Annotated in this window: 20 protein-coding genes; 16 read left to right on the forward strand and 4 right to left on the reverse strand. The window is 65.6% G+C overall.

What is annotated here, in order from left to right; all coding sequences use genetic code 11:
* Positions 1–48: 48 nt before the first annotated feature.
* The 9 genes from HU230_RS07345 to HU230_RS07385 all read left to right on the forward strand — a co-directional run bounded on the left by HU230_RS07345 (position 49) and on the right by HU230_RS07385 (position 9,879).
* Positions 49–1,716: an amidohydrolase gene (locus HU230_RS07345; protein ID WP_176532264.1), complete on the forward strand. Its 1,668-nt coding sequence runs from the start codon at positions 49–51 to the stop codon at positions 1,714–1,716.
* On the forward strand, positions 1,716–2,804 hold the full coding sequence (locus HU230_RS07350) for a CobW family GTP-binding protein (protein WP_176532263.1): 1,089 nt from the start codon (positions 1,716–1,718) through the stop codon (positions 2,802–2,804). Before HU230_RS07345 ends, HU230_RS07350 begins: the two co-directional genes overlap by 1 nt.
* Before the next feature lie 40 nt (positions 2,805–2,844).
* The gene (locus tag HU230_RS07355) at positions 2,845–4,161 is read left to right on the forward strand and encodes an ABC transporter substrate-binding protein (protein WP_224943073.1); all 1,317 of its coding nucleotides are present in this window, start codon (positions 2,845–2,847) and stop codon (positions 4,159–4,161) included.
* A gap of 1 nt (position 4,162) precedes the next feature.
* Complete coding sequence (locus tag HU230_RS07360) at positions 4,163–4,894, forward strand: ABC transporter ATP-binding protein (RefSeq protein ID WP_176532262.1); 732 nt, start codon at positions 4,163–4,165, stop codon at positions 4,892–4,894.
* Positions 4,881–5,579, forward strand: a complete 699-nt coding sequence (locus tag HU230_RS07365; RefSeq protein WP_176532261.1) for an ABC transporter ATP-binding protein — start codon at positions 4,881–4,883, stop codon at positions 5,577–5,579. Before HU230_RS07360 ends, HU230_RS07365 begins: the two co-directional genes overlap by 14 nt.
* A gap of 16 nt (positions 5,580–5,595) precedes the next feature.
* Positions 5,596–6,462, forward strand: coding sequence for a branched-chain amino acid ABC transporter permease (locus HU230_RS07370; RefSeq protein ID WP_176532260.1), 867 nt, complete (start codon positions 5,596–5,598; stop codon positions 6,460–6,462).
* 5 nt (positions 6,463–6,467) lie between these two features.
* Positions 6,468–7,487, forward strand: a complete 1,020-nt coding sequence (locus HU230_RS07375) for a branched-chain amino acid ABC transporter permease (RefSeq protein ID WP_224943075.1) — start codon at positions 6,468–6,470, stop codon at positions 7,485–7,487.
* Positions 7,488–7,552: 65 nt separating this feature from the next.
* Complete coding sequence (locus HU230_RS07380; protein ID WP_176532258.1) at positions 7,553–9,565, forward strand: copper amine oxidase; 2,013 nt, start codon at positions 7,553–7,555, stop codon at positions 9,563–9,565.
* A gap of 26 nt (positions 9,566–9,591) precedes the next feature.
* Positions 9,592–9,879, forward strand: a complete 288-nt coding sequence (locus HU230_RS07385; protein WP_176532257.1) for a hypothetical protein — start codon at positions 9,592–9,594, stop codon at positions 9,877–9,879.
* Here the strand turns inward: HU230_RS07385 and HU230_RS07390 are convergent.
* From HU230_RS07390 to HU230_RS07400, 3 genes are all read right to left on the reverse strand, one after another.
* Positions 9,865–11,217 (reverse strand): aminotransferase class III-fold pyridoxal phosphate-dependent enzyme, encoded by a 1,353-nt coding sequence (locus HU230_RS07390; RefSeq protein WP_176532256.1) that lies wholly within the window; start codon positions 11,215–11,217, stop codon positions 9,865–9,867. The genes HU230_RS07385 and HU230_RS07390 overlap by 15 nt on opposite strands.
* A gap of 119 nt (positions 11,218–11,336) precedes the next feature.
* Positions 11,337–12,002, reverse strand: coding sequence for an HAD family hydrolase (locus HU230_RS07395; RefSeq protein ID WP_176532255.1), 666 nt, complete (start codon positions 12,000–12,002; stop codon positions 11,337–11,339).
* Positions 11,999–13,261 (reverse strand): Tm-1-like ATP-binding domain-containing protein, encoded by a 1,263-nt coding sequence (locus HU230_RS07400; RefSeq protein ID WP_176532254.1) that lies wholly within the window; start codon positions 13,259–13,261, stop codon positions 11,999–12,001. The genes HU230_RS07395 and HU230_RS07400 overlap by 4 nt, the downstream gene beginning before the upstream one ends.
* A gap of 218 nt (positions 13,262–13,479) precedes the next feature.
* Here HU230_RS07400 and HU230_RS07405 point away from each other — a divergent pair, with 218 nt between their 5' ends.
* From HU230_RS07405 to HU230_RS07425, 5 genes are all read left to right on the forward strand, one after another.
* The gene (locus HU230_RS07405) at positions 13,480–14,964 is read left to right on the forward strand and encodes an aldehyde dehydrogenase (RefSeq protein WP_176532253.1); all 1,485 of its coding nucleotides are present in this window, start codon (positions 13,480–13,482) and stop codon (positions 14,962–14,964) included.
* Entirely contained in the window at positions 14,961–16,349 is a 1,389-nt protein-coding gene (locus HU230_RS07410) for a transaminase (RefSeq protein ID WP_176532252.1), read from the forward strand. The genes HU230_RS07405 and HU230_RS07410 overlap by 4 nt, the downstream gene beginning before the upstream one ends.
* Positions 16,349–17,146: an SDR family oxidoreductase gene (locus HU230_RS07415; RefSeq protein ID WP_176532251.1), complete on the forward strand. Its 798-nt coding sequence runs from the start codon at positions 16,349–16,351 to the stop codon at positions 17,144–17,146. Before HU230_RS07410 ends, HU230_RS07415 begins: the two co-directional genes overlap by 1 nt.
* 53 nt (positions 17,147–17,199) lie before the next feature.
* Positions 17,200–17,970: an SDR family NAD(P)-dependent oxidoreductase gene (locus HU230_RS07420; protein WP_176532250.1), complete on the forward strand. Its 771-nt coding sequence runs from the start codon at positions 17,200–17,202 to the stop codon at positions 17,968–17,970.
* A gap of 98 nt (positions 17,971–18,068) precedes the next feature.
* Complete coding sequence (locus tag HU230_RS07425; protein ID WP_176532249.1) at positions 18,069–18,329, forward strand: hypothetical protein; 261 nt, start codon at positions 18,069–18,071, stop codon at positions 18,327–18,329.
* Between the two features lie 180 nt (positions 18,330–18,509).
* Here HU230_RS07425 and HU230_RS07430 read toward each other — a convergent pair whose 3' ends face one another.
* A complete protein-coding gene (locus HU230_RS07430; protein WP_176532248.1) occupies positions 18,510–18,884 on the reverse strand; it encodes a hypothetical protein in 375 nt (124 codons plus the stop codon).
* Between the two features lie 330 nt (positions 18,885–19,214).
* On the opposite strand from HU230_RS07430, the gene HU230_RS07435 reads away from it, so the two are divergent.
* Positions 19,215–19,763: a DUF3617 family protein gene (locus HU230_RS07435; protein WP_176532247.1), complete on the forward strand. Its 549-nt coding sequence runs from the start codon at positions 19,215–19,217 to the stop codon at positions 19,761–19,763.
* Between the two features lie 256 nt (positions 19,764–20,019).
* Positions 20,020–20,610 (forward strand): DUF3617 domain-containing protein, encoded by a 591-nt coding sequence (locus HU230_RS07440; protein ID WP_224924350.1) that lies wholly within the window; start codon positions 20,020–20,022, stop codon positions 20,608–20,610.
* The last annotated feature ends 18 nt before the right edge of the window (positions 20,611–20,628 follow it).

Genomic DNA, 20,628 nt, shown 5'->3' on the forward strand with positions numbered 1-20,628 from the left:
GGCGAAGGCTGATCGCTCCGGACTTTCCCAATCGAGAAGTTGATCCGTATGAACAGGACATTCGCCGACACGGTCTTCCGCAACGGCCGGATCTACACGTCGAACCGGGCGCAGCCTTGGGCGGCGTGCGCAGCCGTGAAGGCCGGCCGCTTCATCGCCGTGGGCGAGGAACGCGACGTCGCGGCGCTCATCGGCGAGGGGACCAAGACCGTCGATCTCGGTGGACGAATGGCAATGCCAGGCATCATCGACATCCACAATCACATCATGATGGGCGGGCAGGCCGATCTCTACGAGCTGCGCTTCTCCAACGCCGACAGCGTGCCAAGGATCGCCGAGACCTTGCACAAGGCTGCCTCGGTGGCTGCGCCCGGCGCCTGGATCGTCGGCGGGCAGTTCGGCAACAATCTCCTGAACGAGATGAACACCGCGGAGTCCTGCGCGCTGCTGGACGCGGCGTGCCTCGGACATCCCGTCGTGCTGCGCGACGACACCTATCACAATCGCTGGGCGAGCTCGGCGGCGCTGCGGCTGGCCGGCGTGCAGGCCGATTCCGCCGACCCGACCGACGGCGAGATCGGCCGCGACCTCAAGACTGGGACGCTGACCGGCATCATGATCGAGGCCGCCTCCGGCCTGGTCGAGCGGGCGCTCGCGGCCTCCGGTCACTACACGGCCGAGATGGACCGCGCGGCGGTGGCGCGTTCGATCTCGGTGCTGAACGCCTATGGCGTCACCGCCTTCATCGACGCCGCCAGCATGCAGCCGATCATGGCGGCGCTGAAGGGGCTCGACGACCGTGGCGAGCTGACCGCCTGGGCGGTCTGCGCGATGCCGGTGGTCGAGCCGGGCTTCATGTTCGGCAAGGCCGGCGAGGAGCTGTTTGCGCTGCGTGAGCAGTATCGCGGCGCGCATGTGAAGCCGGACTATGTGAAGGTGTTCCTTGACGGCGTGCCCGGCGCCAAGACCGCGGCGTTCCACGAGCCTTATGTGGCCGATCCCGTGCGCGGCTGCTGCTTCCGCGGATCGACCATGCTGACCGTGCCCGACCTGATCCGCTGGCTCGGGCGCTGCGAGAAGCTCGGCCTCGCCGCGAAGATCCATTGCGCGGGAGATGCCGCGGTGACGCAGGCGCTCGACGCGATCGATGTGGTGCGCAGCTTCAACGGCCCGACCCACCTGATTCACCAGATCGCGCATGCGAGCTACATCGCACCCGATGACATCAAGCGCTTCGCCGAACTCGGCGTCGCGGCCGATCTGTCGCCGATCATCTGGTATCCGACCATCTTCCTCGAGGCGCACAAGGCCGCGATGGGCGAGGAGCGCGCGCAGCGCTTCTGGCCGAACAAGGACCTGAAGGCGGCCGGCGCGTTGATGGCCGGCGGCTCGGACTGGCCGGTGATTCCGATCCCCGATCCCTGGCAGGGCATCGAAGGCATGGTGACCCGGCAAAACCCAACCGGGGATTTTCCGGGCAAGTCGCTGTGGGCCGAGCAGGCGCTCGATCTCGCCACCGTGATCGACATCTACACCATCGATGCCGCGCGGGCCGCCGGTCTCGGCCAATCGATCGGTTCGATCGAGGTCGGTAAGTCGGCCGACCTGATCGTGCTCGACCAGATGATCTTCGACATCCCGCCGGATCAGCTCGCCGACACGCGGGTCGAGATGACCTTCTTCGAAGGCCGCAAGGTCTACGAGCGGGGTGCGTGATGATCGCTGTGGATCAGATCCCGGTCACGGTGCTCACCGGCTTCCTTGGCAGCGGCAAGACCACGGTGCTGAACCATCTGCTGCGCCAGCCGGAGCTCAATGGCGTCGTCGCCATTATCAACGAGTTCGGCGAGGTGGCGCTGGATCACCTCCTGGTCGAGAGCAGCGAGGACCGCCTCGCGCTGCTCGACAATGGCTGTATCTGCTGCTCGGTGCGCGAGGATCTGATCGAGACGCTGGCCGATCTCGCCGCCCGCCGCGCCACTGGGGCGATCCCGCCGTTCCACCGCGTGCTGGTCGAGACCACCGGGCTCGCCGATCCCGTGCCGGTGCTGCACACGCTGATGACGGCGCCCGATGTCGTTGGCCGCTACCGGATCGACGGCGTGGTCGCGACCGTCGATGCCGTCAACGGCGCGCGCACCCTCGAGGCGCACGTTGAAGCTGTCAGGCAGATCGCGGTCGCCGACCGGCTGCTCGTGACCAAGACCGACCTTGCCGCCGAAGATGCGCTGGCGCGGCTCGACGCGCGGCTCGGCGCGATCAATCCGGTCGCGACGCGCGCGCATGTGCGGGACGGGGTGGTCGATCCGGCGAAGGTTCTCGATGCCGGTCTGTTCGATCCGTCGGCCCGCTCGGCCGATGTGGTGCGCTGGTTCGATCTGGCGTCGCAGGCGGCGAATGCGCCGCATCATCACGCCGAGCACGATTGCGACGGCGCAGAATGCGGCCATCACAGCCACCACGCGCACGATGCCGGCGTATCCTCCTACAGCCTGATCATCGACGAGCCGATCCAGCGTGACGCGTTCGGGCGCTGGCTCGATTATGTCGCTGCGCTCAAGGGCGAGGACCTGCTGCGCTTCAAGGCGATCGTGCATGTCGCCGAACAGCCCGATGCGCCGGTCGTGGTGCATGGCGTGCAGCATGTGTTCCATCCGCCGATCACGCTGCAGGGCTGGCCGTCGGCGGACCGGCGCTCGCGGCTCGTCTTCATCGTGCGCGGCATCCCGCGCCGGATCATCGAGAACACCTTGTGCAAGTTCGCAGCAGTGAGCCGTGCGGCGATCCAGCGATCGGCGGCCTAGGCAGGATTCACTTCAGACAATTGTTTCAGGGGAGAGGGACATGACGGAGAATTCGAAGACCAACTCGTCCATCGGCCGGCTCAACCGGCGCACGCTGCTGAAGGCGGCCGGTGCGACCGGTCTCGCATCGGCGATGAACGTGCCGCTGGTCAACATCGCGCGCGGCGCCGGCAACACCATCAAGATCGGTTGGGTCGGTTGCCTCTCCGGCGTCCGGGCGCCGTTTGCCGAACCCGACACCTGGATTCATGAACGCATCAAGGCCCGCCTCAAGGATGGCCTCAAGATCGGCGGCAAGACCTGGCAGGTCGAGTTTGTCTTCAAGGACAATCAGTCCGATCCGAACCGCTCGTCGGTGGTTGCGAGCGAGCTGGTGCTGCGCGAGAAGTGCGACCTGATCCTGATCGAGGACGGCGACGCGCAGGCACCGGTGCAGGAGCTCGCCGATGCCCGCGGCATTCCCTCGATCTCGACCATGGTGCCGTGGCAGGGCTGGATGTTTCCGCGCAAGTCGACGCCCGATAAGGGCTTCCCCTACAGCTATCACTTCTTCTGGGGCGCCGATGATGTCGTGAAGAACTTCCTCGGCATGTGGCAGTCGGTCGAGACCAACAAGAAGGTCGGCACGCTCTATATCGACAATCCTGCCGGCCAGGCGTTCTCCGACCCGAAGGTCGGCTTGCCCGGCGGCATTACGCAGGCGGGCTATCAGGAATTCTCCGCCGGAAAATTCCAGATTGCGACCGACGACTTCACCAATCAGGTGTCGTCATTCAAGAACAACGGCGTCGACATCGTCTCCGGCTTCACTTACGGCAATCACTGGGTGACGCTGTGGAATCAGGCGGCCCAGGCTGGCTTCAAGCCGCAGATCTGCACGGTGGCGGCGGCGTTCCTGTTTCCAAGTGCGGTGAATGCGCTCGGCGATCGTGGTGACGGCATGTCCACCGAAGTGTGGTGGACGCCGGCCTATCCGTTCAAGTCGTCGCTGACCGGGCAGAGCGCCGCCGAGCTCGCCGCGGAATGGGAGAAGACGACGGGCAAGCAATGGACCCAGCCGATCGGCTACGCGCATGCTCTGTGGGAAGTTGCGCTTGCTGCTTTGCAGAACAGCGATCCGAAGGACAAGAACTCGCTGCGCGATGCCATCGCGGGTCTCGACATGGAGACGGTGGTCGGACCGGTGAAGTTCAAGGGAACGCCGATCAAGAACGTCGCGGTGACCTCGCTGTCGGGCGGGCAATGGCGCAAGACCAGGGGCGGCAAGGCGAAATATGAGCTCTTGATCGTGCACAACGGGACGGCGCCGTTCATCCCGAAGCAGGCCGATCTCGCATTGCTGTCGAAGCTCGCCTGAGATGGCACCGCTTCTGCGCGTGAGCGGGCTGTCGAAGCGTTTCGGCGAGATCGTGGTCGCCGACAACGTTAGTTTCGAGCTGGCGCGCGGCGAATGCCTCGGCGTGATCGGCCCGAACGGCGCCGGCAAAAGCTCGCTGTTGAACCTGATCGTCGGCCTGCTTACGGCCGACGGCGGTTCGATCACGCTCGACGACAAGGAGATATCAGGCCTGCCGCCGCATCGCCGGGCGCGGCTGGGGCTCGGGCGCGCGTTCCAGATCCCGCAGCCGTTTCCGCATCTGTCGATTTACGAGAACGCGCTGGTGGCGGCGTCCTACGGCGCGGGCCTGCATGGCGAGGCGGCGTCGAACTGGACGATGGAGGTGCTGCAGCGCACCGGGCTCGGCGCCAAGGCGGACAAGCTCGCGGGCGCCTTGCCGCTGATCGACCGCAAGCGGCTGGAGTTCGCCAAGGCGCTGGCCTCGAAACCCAAGCTGATCCTGCTCGACGAGATCGCGGCCGGGCTGACCGAGCCCGAGGTCGAGCGCCTCGTTGTCATCATCAAGTCGGTGAAGGCAGATCACGCCATGATCTGGATCGAGCACATTCCGCACGCTTTGCGCGCAGTGTCGGATCGGATCCTGGTGCTCGATTTCGGCCGCAAGGTGCTGGAGGGGCCGCCGGCCGAGGTCATGGACAGCGCCGTGGTGCGCGAGATCTACATGGGATTGAAGGCCGATGGCGTTGCTTGATGTGAACGGCCTGCAGATCTTCTATGGCGATCTCCAGGCCGTGTTCGACATGAATTTCACGGTCGCGGATGGCGAGGTGGTGGCGCTCGTCGGCGCCAACGGCGCCGGCAAGTCCACGTTCCTGAAGGCGCTGGTCGGGCTGAACGAGGAGCGGCGCGGGGCGGTGCATTTCGACGGCATCGACATCTCGCGCATGCCGGCGGAAGAGGTGTCGCGGCTCGGGCTCATCATGGTGCCCGAGGGCCGGCTGCTGTTCGATTCGCTGACCATCGAGGAGAACCTGCTGATGGGCAGCGTCAACCGGCGCAAGGGCAGCTGGACCCTGCGGCGGGTGTTCGACCTGTTCCCGATCCTGGAAGAGCGGCGGCGGATGTTTCCGGGCCAGCTCTCCGGCGGCCAACAGCAGATGGCGGCGATCGGCCGCGCACTGATGTCGAACCCGCGGCTGTTGCTGTGCGACGAGATTTCGCTCGGGCTCGCGCCCGTCGTGGTCGAGCAGATCTATCGCTCCTTTGCCGACATTCTCCGCGAGGGCACCGCCGTCGTGCTGGTCGAGCAGGATGTCAAGCGCGCGCTCGCGACGTCGGAGCGGATCTACTGCCTGTTAAAGGGGCGGGTGTCGCTGACCGGCCCGGCGCAAGGGTTGCAGCCGGAACAGCTGACGCACGCCTATTTCGGTAACTAGCCAGGATTGGCACGATATGATCTGGATTGAGACATTGATCAACGGAGCCCTGCTGGGCGGGCTCTACGGCCTGCTCGGCATAGGGCTCGCTCTGGTGTTCGGCGTGATGCGCGTCGTCAACATCGCACACGGCGAATTCATGGTACTGAGCGCGTTCTGCGCGGTGCTGCTTTCCAACCTGTTTCCCCAGGTCTCGCCGCTGCTGATGCTGATCCCGGTGATCGCGCTGTCGTTTGCGGTCGGCTGGCTCTATCAGGCGGCCATCGTCAACCGCGTGGTGACGTCGCCCGATCCGCTGTCGCCATTGCTGCTCACCTTCGGCGTCTCGGTGATCCTGCGCAACGTCATGGTCGAGATATTCGGCGCTGACGTGCGCAGCCTCCAGGTCGGCGAGCTGTCGCGCGCCAGCCTCGAGATCGCCGGCCTCAACATCGGCATCATGCCGCTGCTCACGCTGGTGCTCGCCGCGCTGCTGTTCATGGCGCTGCAGCTCGTGCTGCGCCATACCGAGTTCGGGCGGATCGTGCGCGCCACCGCCGACCGCCGCGACATCGTCCGGCTGTCCGGGGTCAAGCCGGATCGGGTCTACAACTATGTCATGGGCCTGTCGCTCGCGCTCGGCGCGATCGGCGGCGTGCTGCTTGCGGTGCGGTCGAGCTTCACGCCGTTCTCCGGCGCCGAGCGGCTGCTGATCGCCTTCGAGGTCGTGGTGCTCGGCGGGCTCGGCTCGTTCTGGGGCGCATTGCTCGGCGGCATCGCGCTCGGCATGGCGCAGTTGATCGGGCTGAAGATCGATCCGAATGCGGGGCTGCTCTATGCGCACCTCCTATTCTTCATCATGCTGTTGATCCGCCCGTCGGGTCTCGTGTCGAGCAGGGTATGACGCAGATGCCGACACGGACAATTTTCCTCGCCTGTGCCATCGTGCTCGTCGCTGCTATCGCCGGCGCGCCCTTCGTGCTGAACGAGGGCATCCTGCGGCTCGCGACCGAATGCCTGCTGCTGCTGACGATGGCGCAGATGTGGAACCTGCTGGCGGGCTACGCCGGGTTGGTGTCGCTCGGCCATCAGGTCTTCATTGCCTTCGGCGCCTATGCGCTGTTCCTGACCTCCGGTTGGCTCGAGGTGACCCCGATCTGGGTGCTGCCGGTGGCGCCGCTGGTGGCCGCGGCCGTCGCGGCGATCATCGCCTTTCCGCTGTTTCGTTTGCGCGACGCCTATTTCTCGATCGCGATGTGGGTGTTCGCCGAGATCATCGGCGCCTTCACGATGAAGTCGCAGGCGATCGGCGGCACCTCGGGCGTGCCGCTCGCCACCAGCAAGCTGATCGATTTCGACTGGTTCGAGCCGACCATGTTCTGGCTGGCGGGCGGCCTGACGCTGGTCACCATCGCGGCGCTGTACAAGATGATGACCTCGAGCTTCGGGCTCGGGCTGATGAGCGTGCGCGACAATGATCTCGCCGCGATGAGCGTCGGGGTCGACGTCCGGCACAATCGCTTCATCGCCTTCGTGCTCTCCGCGGCTGGGTGCGGGCTTGCGGGTGCGTTGAGCTTCATGGGCAATCTGTTCATCGCGCCGCTCGCGGCGTTCGACGTCAACTGGTCCGTCTACATGATGTTCATCGTGATCATTGGCGGTATCGGAACGCTGGAAGGCCCGATCCTCGGCGTCATCATCTTCTTCGGCCTGCGCGAATTGATGACCGGGCCGCTCGGCCTGTCCGGCGGCTGGTATCTGGTCGGGCTCGGTATCATTGCCGTCGTCGTGATGATCGTGGCGCCGCGCGGCATCTGGCCGGCCTTGCGCGATCGCCTCGGCGTGCGGCTGCTCGACGTCCACCGTGCCGCGCCACGGCCGGCCGCGGCCACCATCCTGCCGGGCGCATCGGAACGGGTTACCGGATGAGGCGGGCCTTCACGCCGTCACCATTGCTTGTATTCTGACAGTTCTAGCTTTGCGTGGAGGGTGTGATGGCTCTGATATTCCGGGGATGCGGATCGGCATTGGCCGGCTTGGTTGCGATGACGATGGCGGCGCCGCTGCCGGCGCAGGCCGAGCGCAGGATGTGGCCGCAGGCGGCCGCCACGCACCCGATGGACGGGCTGACGACGGACGAAATCCGTTCGGTCACCGAGATTCTCCGCGGCGCCGGCAAGCTCGACGATGCGGCGCGGGTCGTCTCCATGACGGTCGACGAGGACCCGAAGGACGAGGTGCGGGCGTGGAAGCCCGGACACCCCTTCGCGCGGCGGGCGAATGCGACACTGCTGAGCGGCGGACATCTCTACGAAGCGCATATCGATCTTGCCGCGCGCAGCCTGCTCGGCTGGGATGAGATCAGGGATCATGAGGCCGCGCTGACGATCGACGAGCTGATGTCGGCCGGTGATCTGCCGAAGCAGGACCCGCGCTGGATCGCCGCGATGGCGAAGCGCGGCATCACCGATTTCCACAATGTGTTGTGCCTGCCGCTGACGGTGGGGCCGGTGAGCGACCCGGCCCTGAAGGGCCGCCGCCTGCTCAACGTGCCCTGTGTCGACACCACCGGTGCCGCCAACAATCTCTGGGGCAAGCCGATCGAGAACCTGGTCGCCCAGGTCGATCTCAAGAGCAGGACGGTGCTGTCGGTGACCGATCTCGGCGTGCTGCCGCCGCCGGCGCAGACGCCCTCGCATGCCTATGCCGACTCCGGAAAATACCGCAAGCCGCCGAAGCCGATCGAGATCACCGCGCCCGAGGGCAGCAATGTGAAGGTGGAGGGCGGCCAGGTCCACTGGGACAATTGGTCGTTCCATGTCCGTCTCGAGCCGCGCGTCGGCGCGGTGCTGTCGTTGATCCGCTACGACGATCACGGCACGTTCCGCGACATCGCCTATCAGATCTCGGCGAGCGAGATGTTCGTGCCCTATATGGATCCGGCGCCGACCTGGTCGTTTCGCGCTTATATGGATATCGGCGAATACGGCTTTGGCGTGCTCTCCAGCGAATTGCAGCGCGGCATCGATTGCCCCGAAGGTGCGCATTTCCTTGATCTGACGATCTCGGACACCAAGGGCATGCCGGTTGTCTCCAAGGGCGCGGTCTGCATCTTCGAGCGGCCGACCGGCGATCCGATCTGGCGCCACAGCGAGCTCATCAACAACACCGCCGAGGTGCGGCCGAACAACGAGCTGGTGGTGCGGATGGCGCCGGTGGTCGGCAATTACGACTATCTGGTGGACTACGTGTTCGACCGCGCCGGCAACATCGACGTGCGGCTCGGCGCCTATGGCATCGATGCAACCAAGGGCGTCGCAAGCCGAACCTTGAGCGATCCGACGGCGAAGCAGGACACGGCCTACGGGACGCTGGTCGACGAGCGGCTGCTGGCCGTCAATCACGATCACTACATGACGTTCCGGATCGACATGGACGTCGACGGCACCGCGAACCGGCTGGTCGAGGACCGCTTCAGCGTCCGCCGGCTGGATGAGGGCCAGCGCAAGAGCCTTTGGCAGGTCGACACCAGGCCGGTCGCGAACGAAGGGCCGATCACGACGCCGCTTAGCGCGGCGCAGTTCAGGATCGAAAGTACGGGCAAGACCAACAAGCAGGGCTATCGCACGAGCTATCAGCTGATGCCCGGACACTCCGACGTCTCATTGCTCGCCAAGGACGATCCGATCCAGCTCCGCGCCGGCTTCAGCGCCTACACGCTATGGACCTCGGCCTACGCCAGGGACGAGCGATATGCCGCAGGCATGTACCCGAACGAGAATCCTGAGGTCGATGGCTTGCCGAAATGGACCGCCGCAAAGCGGCCGATCGAGGATCGTGACCTCGTGCTGTGGTACACGGTCGGCTTTCGCCATGTGCCGCGCGCCGAGGATTGGCCGGTCATGCCGGGCCTTTGGCACGGCTTCCGGCTCCGCCCGTTCAACTTCTTCGATCGCAATCCCGCGCTCGACGTGCCGCCGATGGTGAATGCCAGGGACACCAAATGAGTGGCCGCGTGCATCGCACGGGAGCGGTGGCCGGCGCGCTGCTGGCGTTGTTGGCGGCGCAGCCGGTCGCGTGGGGCGCGACGGCCGAAAACAGCGCTGACGATGCGTCCTTGCTCTATTTGAGCAGCAGTGACTGGGAACGCCAATCCGCGCCGCGCAAGGTCGCGCTCGCGGCCGACTTCATGCGGATCTTCTGCACCGACCAGAGAATGTCGGCGGCATCGCTCGCCGATTGCCTCGATAGCGACAAGGCGGACGGCGCGCTGTTCGAGCGCGCTATGGCGTGTGTCAGTGCGCTGTCAGCCGGCCGCTGAGAGGCCGGCGTCGATCCCTTCGGCGATCGCCTTCACATCCAATGAGGTGAGGATCAGGGGCGGGGACAGAATGAGGTTGTTGCCGGAGACGCGCAGCATCACGCCGGCCTCGTAGGCGCTATCTGCCACCTTCGCCATCGTCTTCTTGTCGGCGGGCTTCTTGCTGACGCGATCGGCGACGAGCTCGAGCGCGGCCATCAGGCCCTTGCCCCTGACGTCGCCGACCAGCGGATGCTTCGCCTTGAGCGCGGCCAGCGCCTGCGCGAGGTCCTTGCCGCGTGCGGCGGCATTCTCGTCGAGCTTGAGGCGGCGGGTCTCGGCGAGTGCGGCAAGGCCCGCGGCGCAGCCGACCGGATGGCCTGAATACGTGTAGCCATGGCCGATCGAGCCGAACGTGGTGGTGTCAGTCTCGAAGGTTTCCGCGACCTGCTCGCCGATCAGCGTCGCGCCGAGCGGGAAATAGCCCGAGGTGATCGCCTTGGCCATCGTCATCATGTCAGGCTTGACGCCCCACAGACGCGAACCCGACCACGCGCCGGTGCGCCCGAACCCGGTGACGACCTCGTCGGCGATCATCAGGATGCCGTGCCGGTCGCAGATCTCGCGCGCCAGCTTCATGAAGCTGTCCGGCGGCACGATCACGCCGCCGGCCCCTAACACCGGCTCCATGATGAAGGCCGCGATGGTGTCGCCGCCCTGGAACGCGATCTCTTCCTCCATCGCCGCCGCGCAAAGCTGCGCGAGCCTGGCAGGATCGGTCTCGTTGAAGGGATTGCGATAGGTCGACGGCGCCGGGATATGGAATACGCCCGGCAGCATCGGCTCATAGTTGCGGCGGAAATTGGCGTTGCCGTTGACGGAGGCGCCGCCGAAATGGGTGCCGTGATAGCCCTTCTTCAGCGCCAGGAACTTGGTGCGGTCGGCCTGGCCCTTGATCTTCCAGTATTGCCGCGCGAGCCGCAGCGCGGTCTCGACCGAGTCCGATCCGCCTGACGTGAAGAAGGCGCGAACCATGCCTTCCGGCTTGAACCATTCGGTGAGCTCGTAGGCGAGCTCGATCGAGGGGCCGCTCGAGGTGCCGCGGAATCCTGAATAGTACGGCAGCGCGCTGAGCTGGTCCGCGATCGCCTTCTTGATCGGATCGCAGCTGTAGCCGAGGTTGACGTTCCACAGGCCGCCGACCGCATCGATCACGGTGTTGCCGTCAATGTCGGTGACGTGGACGCCTTCGCCCTTCATCACAATCCGCGGCGGCTGCGCCCGCATCTCGGCGGGATGGGCCATCGGATGCCAGATCGGCTTGGCGTTGTTCTCAACCAGGAAGTTTCTGTCGCGCATGATCGCTCTCTGTCCGGCTGGAGTCTTTTCCGTTTCGATGGAATCGGAACGGGGCTCCAGATTCCAGTTTTGACGCGTTTTCTTCACGCGAACCGGTACCCACTTCGCTCGAAAACGCTTTAGTCGAATTGCAGCCCGAAGTGCCGAAGGGCCTCGCTGTAGGACGCGGCTGGGCTGCGTACGTCAAACAGCACCGTGCGCATGTTGTACGCGGCGGCGCCCGTGATGTTGCGGCGCTGGTCGTCGACGAAGACGCAATCTTCTGCTTCCAGCGCCAATTCGTCCAGCACGCTTTGATAGGCGCGCGGATCGGGTTTCAGGATCCCGGTATGGGTCGCGTCGACGATGGTGTCGAAGCGCTTGAGGATGGAGAGGCGGGTGCGGAACTCCGCACCGTAGAACAGGTCGAGCTCGTTCGAGAGGATCGCGAGCCGGAAACCGGCGTCGGCGGCGAGGGCGATCGCGCGCACCGCCTCGGGGCGGATCACAGTGTCGGGATCGGCACCGCGCGCCCGTTTCACGAAGGTTTCCATGTCGCACCAGTCCTCGCCGACCATGCGCCCGACCTCGCGGCTGCGGGTCAGCCAGTAATCGCGTTCCGAAATCTCGCCGCGCTGCATGGCAGCCCAGGGCGGATCGCTGTCGGGGGCAAATGGTCCGAGCCATTTCAGCGTGCACGGCGCGAGTCCGAGCGCGCGCTCGGTCAGATCATGGGTCTCGAAAAGGGTCTTCGAGATGACACCGCCGAAGTCGAGCACCAGCGCCTGGGCGTGCGGTCGCGTCATGCGGCAGCCGTCGCGCGGCCGGAGCGGACAATGCCGGCCGCGACCCACCGGTCGAAGATACCGAGCACCGTTTCGTTGAACGCCGCGCTGTTGATGTGGTCCTTGATCTCGTGCAGTTCGACCGGCGGCTGGACCGCCGACCGCATCGCGTCGACAAAGGCGGCGAGGGCGTCGGGGTCGTGCAGGGCTTCGCCTTCGCGGTCCCATTGCTGGATGCCGCCGGCGGGCAGCACAAAGGCGACGGGCGCGCTGGCGCCGGCGAGCTTCTCCGCAATCGCGTGGGCGATCCGGCGGCGATCGGCGGCTCCCGAAGTCGCCGACGCGAGCAGCCGGTTGTGCGCGTGGAACGGCCGATCCGAGAGCTCGTTCGGAATCCCAAGCCAGGCCGGGAAGTCGACCATGTCGACAGCCCCGGGGGCGACGATTTGCGGAATGCCGGCTCTGCCCGCATTCTCGAGCCGGTCGGCGCCTGAATTGACCACCGAGCCGGTGAGCTGATTGGCGACCTCCTGCAGGCTGAGGTCCAGCACCGCGGCAAAGCCGCCCTGGGCGGCGATCGACTCCATGGCACGGCCACCCATGCCTGTGGTGTGGAAGACGACCACTTCATAGCCGCGCTGCTCGAGCTGCGGCTTGAGCTCGACCATGTAGCGCAGGCAGCTCTTGCCGAGCGATGTGATCGCAACGACCGGCCGGTCCCGGCTCGGCTTGATCGCGCTCTTCGCCGCGCCGACGATGGCGCCGCAGGCTTGCGACAGCACGGCGGCGCAGGTGCCGTTGAGGCCATAGAGGCCGCCGGCCCATAGGATCATCATCAGATCGGCGGCGACGCGTTCGGGCGGGATCAGATGCGAGAAGGCGACGGTCGAGACGATCAGCTTCGGTAAGCCGAGCGGCAGCGCCTGTGCGACGTCGAGCGCGAGGTCGGTGCCCATTGTGCCGCCGATCGCGATCACGCCGTCGATGGCATCGCGCGCCGCAAGCTCGCGTGCCAGATTGGCAGCGCCGATCGCCATCAGCGACATCGCGGAATTCTCGTCACCGCTGGATGCAATCGCCGCGATCGTGGTCTGCGCAGCGGATGCCACCGCGTGCTTGTCATGTGCGGGTTGATACGGCGGATCGCCGAGCACGCTGATGTCCATCATGATCGTGCTGCCGCCGGCGCGCGCGATGCACTCGCTCATGAACAGCAGTTCGTCGGCCTTGGTGTCTCCAGTGCCGATCAGAAGAATGCGGGGCTGCGTGATCTCGGGCATGACCTTCGGCTCGCCGGCGGCGTGAGGGATGTGGACGAGTTGGTTTGCACCCAGCGGGCAGGGCGTTCGGCCATCGTGCGATCACGCTATGAGGGCGCTGGCCGCGGCGACATCCACCTATCGGTTGATTGCTGCCAAGGCCTTGATTTGGCGAGGATTGCACCATGCCAGCGGTCCTCGGTCGGGAGCCGCTTTTGTCACCGTCATGATGATCGCGCATGCAGCAAGCCCAGATCGATCTGTTACGCTCGGCCGCAATTCCGGCCCAGCAGCTCTTCATCGGCGGCCGACCGGCGCAGGCGATCGGCGAGGCACGGCTCGATGTGGTGTCGCCGATCGACGGCAAGGTGCTGACGACGATTGCAGACGGCGATGCGGCCGATGTCGACCTTGCGGTGAAGCGGGCACGACAGGCCTTCGAGCAGGGAAGCTGGTCGCGCGCGGCACCGGCGCAGCGCAAGAAAGTGCTGTTGCGGTTCGCCGATCTGATCGAGCAGCACGCGCTCGAGATCGCGGTGCTCGGTGTGCGCGACAACGGCACCGAGATCGGCTTGGCCTACAAGGCCGAACCGCTGTCGGCGGCCGGCACCGTCAGGTACTACGCCGAGGCGATCGACAAGGTGTATGGCGAGATCGCGCCGACCTCGGGTGACGTGCTCGGGCTCGTGCATCGCGAGCCGCTCGGTGTCGTCGGCGTCATCGTGCCTTGGAATTTTCCGCTGATGATCGGGGCGTGGAAGATCGGTCCCGCACTCGCCGCCGGAAACTCGGTCGTGGTCAAGCCGCCGGAGCTGGCATCGCTGACCCTGCTGCGGCTCGCCGAGCTTGCGACCGAGGCAGGCCTGCCGGACGGCGTGCTCAACGTCGTCACCGGCCGCGGCGCATCGGCCGGCGAGGCGCTCGCGCTGCATATGGATGTCGATGTGCTGGCCTTCACCGGCTCGGGCGCGGTCGGCCGGCGGCTCTTGGAATGCTCGGCGCGGTCGAACCTGAAGCGGATTCATCTCGAGCTTGGCGGCAAGTCGCCCAACATCGTCTTCGCCGATGTGCCGGACATCAAGCATGCGGCCAAGGTCTCTGCGAACGGCATCTTCAGGAATTCGGGCCAGGTCTGCGTGGCGGGCTCGCGGCTGCTGGTGCAGTCCGCGATCTATGATCGCTTCATGGATGAGCTGCTCGACGCCACCGCAAAGCTCAGGGTCGGCGATCCCCTCGATTTGACGTCGGATATCGGCGCGATCTCGAGCCAGGTGCAGTTGCGCAAGAACCTGGACGCGCTTGTCCGCGCGGAAGCGCAGGGTGCGAAGCGGCTGGTCGGCGGCGAGCAGATCCACGTCGAGAGCGGCGGCAACTTCATGGCGCCCGCGATCCTCACCGAGGTGGCGCCGTCGATGGAGGTCTGGCGCGAGGAGGTGTTCGGCCCGGTACTGGCGGTCACGCGGTTCGACGGCGAGGATGAGGCCACGGCGCTCGCCAACGCGACGCCCTATGGACTTGCGTCGGCGGTGTGGACCGGAAGCCTGTCGACGGCACATCGCATGGTGCGCGCCATCAAGGCCGGCGTCGTGCACGTCAACGCCTATGGCGGCGCTGATATTACGGTGCCGCTCGGCGGCTTCAAGCAATCCGGCTTTGGACGCGACAAGTCGCTCCACGCGCTGGACGCCTATACCGACCTCAAGACCGCCTGGATCGCGCTATGACATCAGCAACTACTGAGCGCGCAGGCGTTCTGAACCGTTTGCTCGATGCCGAGCAGGAACGCTTTCGGGCACTGCATCCGCGATCGGCAGCGGCCTGGCAGCAAGGCCGGCAGCACTACCTCTATGGCGGCCCGTCGCACTGGATGCGGCGCTGGGCCGGCGGTTTTCCGATCTATGCCGAGGAGGCGCAGGGCGCGCATATCAGGGACATCGACGGCCGCGACTACATCGACTTCTGCCTCGGCGACACTGGCGGCATGTGCGGCCACGCGCCCGAGGCAGTGACGGAAGCCGCGCTGGCCCAGCTCAAGCGCGGCGCGACCATGATGCTGCCGACGGAGGACAGTATCTGGGTCGGCGCCGAGCTGTCGCGCCGCTTCGGCCCGAAGTACTGGACCCTGACGACGTCAGCGACCGACGGCAACCGCGCCGCGATCCGCATCTCGCGCATGATCACCGGCCGCCGCAAGGTGCTGGTGTTCTCCGGCTGCTATCATGGCGGTGTCGAGGAGGCCCATGTCGAGATACGCGACGGCCGCGTCGGCCTGCGTAACATGATCCATCCCAACGGCATCGATCATGATGCCGTGAGCCGGGTGGTCGAGTTCAACGACGTCGCGGCGCTGGAGGCGGCGCTGGCGCAGGGCGATGTCGCCTGCGTGCTGACCGAGCCGCTGATGACGAATTTCGGCATGATCCCGGTCGACCCTGGTTTCCACCAGGCCTTGCGCGATCTGACCCGCCGCGCCGGCACCGTGCTCATCATCGACGAGACCCATACGCTGTCGTGCGGACCGGGCGGCTACACGGAGGGCCACGGGCTCGAGCCCGACATCTTCGTCGCCGGCAAGGCGATCGCGGGCGGCATCCCCGCCGGCGTGTTCGGTCTGAGCGAGGAGATTGCCGAGCGGCTCTGGAAACTCGTCCCCCATGTCAATCCGCGCGAGCGGCAGTCGGCGCATCTTGGATTCGGCGGTACGCTCGCCGGCAACGCGCTGACGGTCGCGACCATGCGCGCGGTGCTGGAGAGGGTCCTGACCTCAGCGAATTACGAACGGATGATCGGAATCGCGACCTGGCTCGCGCAGGAGGCGCGCCGGCTGATCGAGGCGGCCGGGCTGCCCTGGCACGTCACCCAGATCGGCGCGCGTGCCGAGATCATGTTCATGCCAAGGCCGCCACGCAGCGGCGCCGACGTCATTGCCGGCCGGCAACCCGATATCGAGACCTTGCTGCATGCGTTCTACATGAACGAGGGCATTCTGGTGACGCCGTTCCACACCATGCTGCTGATGTGTCCGGCGACGTCGGAGCGGGACGTGGACAAGCACACGGCGGTGTTCGCGCGGTTCATCGATCTGCTGCGCGGCGCGGGAGCAATCTGATGCAGGCGCTTCCGTTCAATCTCGACGGCCGGGTCGCCATCGTCACCGGCGGCGGCCGCGGGATCGGTGCGGCCATTGTCAGGCGTCTTGCGCAGGCGGGTGCGACCGTGGTGATCGCCAACCGGACGCTCGATGTGGCCGCGGCGCTGGCGCGCGAGCTCGCAGACGATGGACGGGCCGCGCATTGCGTTCCGTTCGACCGGCTCGATCGCAGCGGCTTGCGTACGATGATTGACGATGTCACCGCCAAGTTCGGCCGGCTCGATATCGTCGTGCACAATGCCGGTGGTTGTCCGTGGGCATCGCTTGACGAGCTCGACGAAGCCAAGCTTGACGAGACGCTGACGCTCAATCTGAACGCCAGCATCTGGCTCGCACAGGCTGCGATTCCGCATATGCGCGCCGTCAGCTTCGGACGCATTCTGGTGACATCCTCGGTCTCGGCGCGCGTCGCGATGGGCGGCGGCGCGCATTACTCGGCGGCAAAGGCCGGCGTCAACGCGTTTATCCGCGGCGCCGCCTTCGAGCTCGCGCGCGACGGCATCACGGTTAATGGCGTCGAAGCCGGCTTCATCGAGAAGCCCGGCCGGGGCACCATGAGCGCGCCGGAGAACAAGGCGAAGCTCGAGCGCTTCATCCCGATGGGGCATATGGGGAGCGCGGACGACATCGCCTGCGCGATGCTCTATCTCGCCTCCACTGAGGCCAAATATGTCACCGGGCAGACCATCGTCGTCGACGGCGGCTCGACGCTGCCGGAGACCGGATTTGCCGTCGAACGGCAGTGGGGGCTCTAGATGAGCATGATCCTTTCGGAAGACCGGTTTCCACTTTTCCGGATCATGCTCTGATGCCGCGGCTGGACGGAAAGACCGCGCTGGTGACCGGCGCAGCCACAGGGATCGGCCGGGCCACGGCTTTACTGCTGGCATTGAGCGGCGCGCGCGTCGTGCTGTTCGGGCTCGGCGACGCCGAGCTTCAGGCCGCCGCGGCGGAGTGCGGAGGGCAGGCGGTCCATGGCGACGTCACGCGTCCGGACGACATTGCCAATGCCGTCGCCGCCTGCGGCGCCTGGCTCGACATCGTCGTCAACGCCGCCGGCTTGATCGTGCCGGATCAGCCTGCCAGCGTCTCCGACCAGGTCTGGGTCAGGACGCTTGATGTCAACCTCACCGGGACCATGCGCGTCTGCCGGGCATCCCTGCCGCTGCTCCGGCAGCGCGGCGGCGCGATCGTGAACATCGCCTCGGTTGCCGCATTCAATGCCAGCCCGGACAGCACAAGCTACGCCGCCAGCAAGGCGGCCGTCGTCGCCTATACGCGTTCGCTGGCCTATGCCCACGGCGCCGACGGCGTTCGCGCCAATGCCGTGGCGCCCGGCTGGGTGCGGACGCCGATGAGCGCCTATGAAATGCAGCTGCTCGCGGACCGGAATGGCACCACCGCCGAGACCGAATTTCGCGGCGTCGAGCGACGGATCGCTTTGGGACGGATGGCCGAGCCCGCCGAGATCGCGGCATGCTGCCTGTTCCTCGCTTCCGACGAGGCGTCCTTCGTGACCGGTGCGGTGCTGGTCGCCGACGGCGGTGGCCGCTCGCCAACGCAAAACCGCGCCGTGTAGACGGCCGGTTGGCGTCGCGGTGCGGGCGGCCGGCACCTTGATAAGGACCGCCGGATTTGGCACTCTCGAGTCGTCACGTCATTCGATCGAGGGGCGTTATGAACAAGTCATTTTCTGTGATCATTGCCGCGGCTGCTTCAATCGTCGTTCTGTCATCGACGGCGGCGCGATGCGGCGACTATCCGTTTGGGGATCCGCCGTACCGGCTGGACTACGTGCAGGAACCTCAGATCGAATCGGGCTGCTGGAAGTGGAATTGGCAGCAATATCAGTGGCAGGACCACTGCCCGGTCTACGTCTATCCGAAGGCGTATATGTTCTCGCGATCGTCGCGCGTCGTGCTCCGCACCAAGGGGTGAGGAGCGGCCGGCTTCATGATGTGCTTTGTGTCACCCCAGTCGGTGTGGCGCGGAGCGCGCAGTAGATCGGGCCGAATCGCTATCGCGCTTGACCGTCTTGTTTGGGCACGAACTCCGCGCAAGCGCGGAGCGCTTGTCGCGAGGGAAGGCCGCTTCTCGGTTTTCCGGATCAGGCTTTGATCAGTGCGCGATGGCGCAGGCCACCTGGTGGTGCTTGCCGAAGTTGAGGAGCGCGTTTTCGCGGAAGCCGTCCAGCCAGATGCCGTGACCGGCATAGCGATATCCGACTCCCATCGGCACCAGCCGCACATGCACGCCGCCGGAATGACCGGTCAGCAGCGAGGCGGTGACCACTTCGCCCTCGACCGACACGGCGCGCGGGCACAGCGGATACTGATGGCCATTCTCGCAGGTGAAGACGATCTCGGTGCAGGTGCCGGCCGGTGCTTTCGTAATCAGGCCGAGGTCCGCGGCCGCCGCCGGCCGGGAAGCGCCTGATAGCGTTGCGCCCAAGGCCAACATGCCCGCGACCATGTAGCAAATCCGAATACGCATCAGTGCCCCCTCGTCCAGCGATAGGCTAAGTAATTGAGCAAAATATCTCGCGCTAAATGAGCAAAAAAAACCTCCAAGGTCAAACCGCTCCACCCGGTGCAGCACGGCGGATTGGGTCAATCACCTTGGGGATTGAGCGTTAAGTGTTGCAAGTTTGCTGCAGTGGAACGGAATTAAGTCGAAGACTGTCCGGCTGCGACAACGTGCCTTTACTGGCCACAATTGGCCTGCAAGTGGTGAGGGGTAATTGAGTCGCTTCGCAGCGACTGCTTCAAGCGCCTGGCCGGATCGCATCGCGAACGGGTTTCGGGGCGAACATCGGGGGTGGGAATGAACTTCCGTGGTGCCATTGCAGGTTCGCTACTGACCTTGACGATCGTCCCTGCGGCTCACGCGCAGACGCCATCTCCTCAACCGGTGAACGGCCGGGCAGCGGCGGCTCAGCCCGCTCAAGGCGATCAATCGTTCTCCGGCCCGAGCTTTCGCAAGGGCTTATGGCGCTTCATCCGGACGCTCGACGTCGTCAAAAGCGCGAACAAGAATTTCAAGTACCGAGTGGTCAACGCGGAAACGACGCGCTGCGTCGACCCGACCTTCGCCATGAAGGCTACCTTCTCACCAGAACCGGTCGGAAGCTGCGTCTCGGACAAGCCTGAAAAGGTCGGCAATCAGTACACCTTCGGGCACCGGTGCGATTACATGGGCGCGGTCAGCACCGTGATCACGGTGCGCAGCGACGAGGCCTATACCGAGCTGAACGAGGTCAGCACCGGCGAGCATCCCAGGACCGACACGGTGGTCGCGACGCGGATCGGCGACTGCGACGATGGCGGCGTTGCCAACACCGCGAAATCCGCTGCGGCGCGTTTGCAGCAATAGCCCTTGATCAGCCAAGGCAGCTTGCCAGCATCAGGCTCCTCGGAGGCTGGGGCTTGGGCCCGGTTCGCGACGGGCTCCGGGGCCGGACCGTATTTTTCCGGAGAGGGTTTTCCGCAGCCGGCCTTGATCGTGCTTCACGCCGGGTCGAGTCTTGACTGCGGAGAACTCCAGCCAAAAGGGCGAGTGTTTACTCGACCTTAACGTGAAGTGTTCTGGAATGAAGTGAGGTGGGGCGTGCTTCAAGTGAAGTCACGCGATGCGCATCGTGCAGCCGATAAGGATTCAACGAATGACTTCGCGTGAGGGCTTCGGGCAGTCGAAGGTCTTCGCATGCACGCTTGGCGTCGTGGCCGCCCTTGCCGTGTCCTTGCTCGCTTCCCGCGGCGCGGCGGCTGAGGAGAGCTTCAGCGGGCCGACCTTCCGAAAGGGGATGTGGCGATTCACGCGGACGCTGGAAATGGTCTCGCCCTCGAACGTCCGGCAAAAGCTGCTCGAGCGCGAAATGACGCGCTGCGTCGACCCGACGCAGGCGATGAAGGCGACGTTTTCATCGCCATCGATCGGAAATTGCCATTCTTCAAGGCCGGAGAAGATCAGCAACAGGTACGTCTTCTCTAACCGGTGCGACTACATGGGGCCGGTCAGCACCGTCATCACAGTGCTGAGCGACGAGGCCTATACCGAGGTCAACGAAGTCCACGGTCAGGCGCCGCGGATGGACCGGGTGGTCGCCCGCCGGATCAGCGATTGCCGGGAGGACAGGGCACAGCTTGGCCAGCCGGCCGCCGCGCCGAGCGAGGTCTCGCACGATGTCGAGCAGGAAACGGCCGACGGCGAGCCGCTATAGGGCGGTGCTCGGGCCTGC

This window comes from Bradyrhizobium quebecense (assembly GCF_013373795.3).
GTDB classification, from domain to species: Bacteria; Pseudomonadota; Alphaproteobacteria; order Rhizobiales; family Xanthobacteraceae; genus Bradyrhizobium; species Bradyrhizobium quebecense.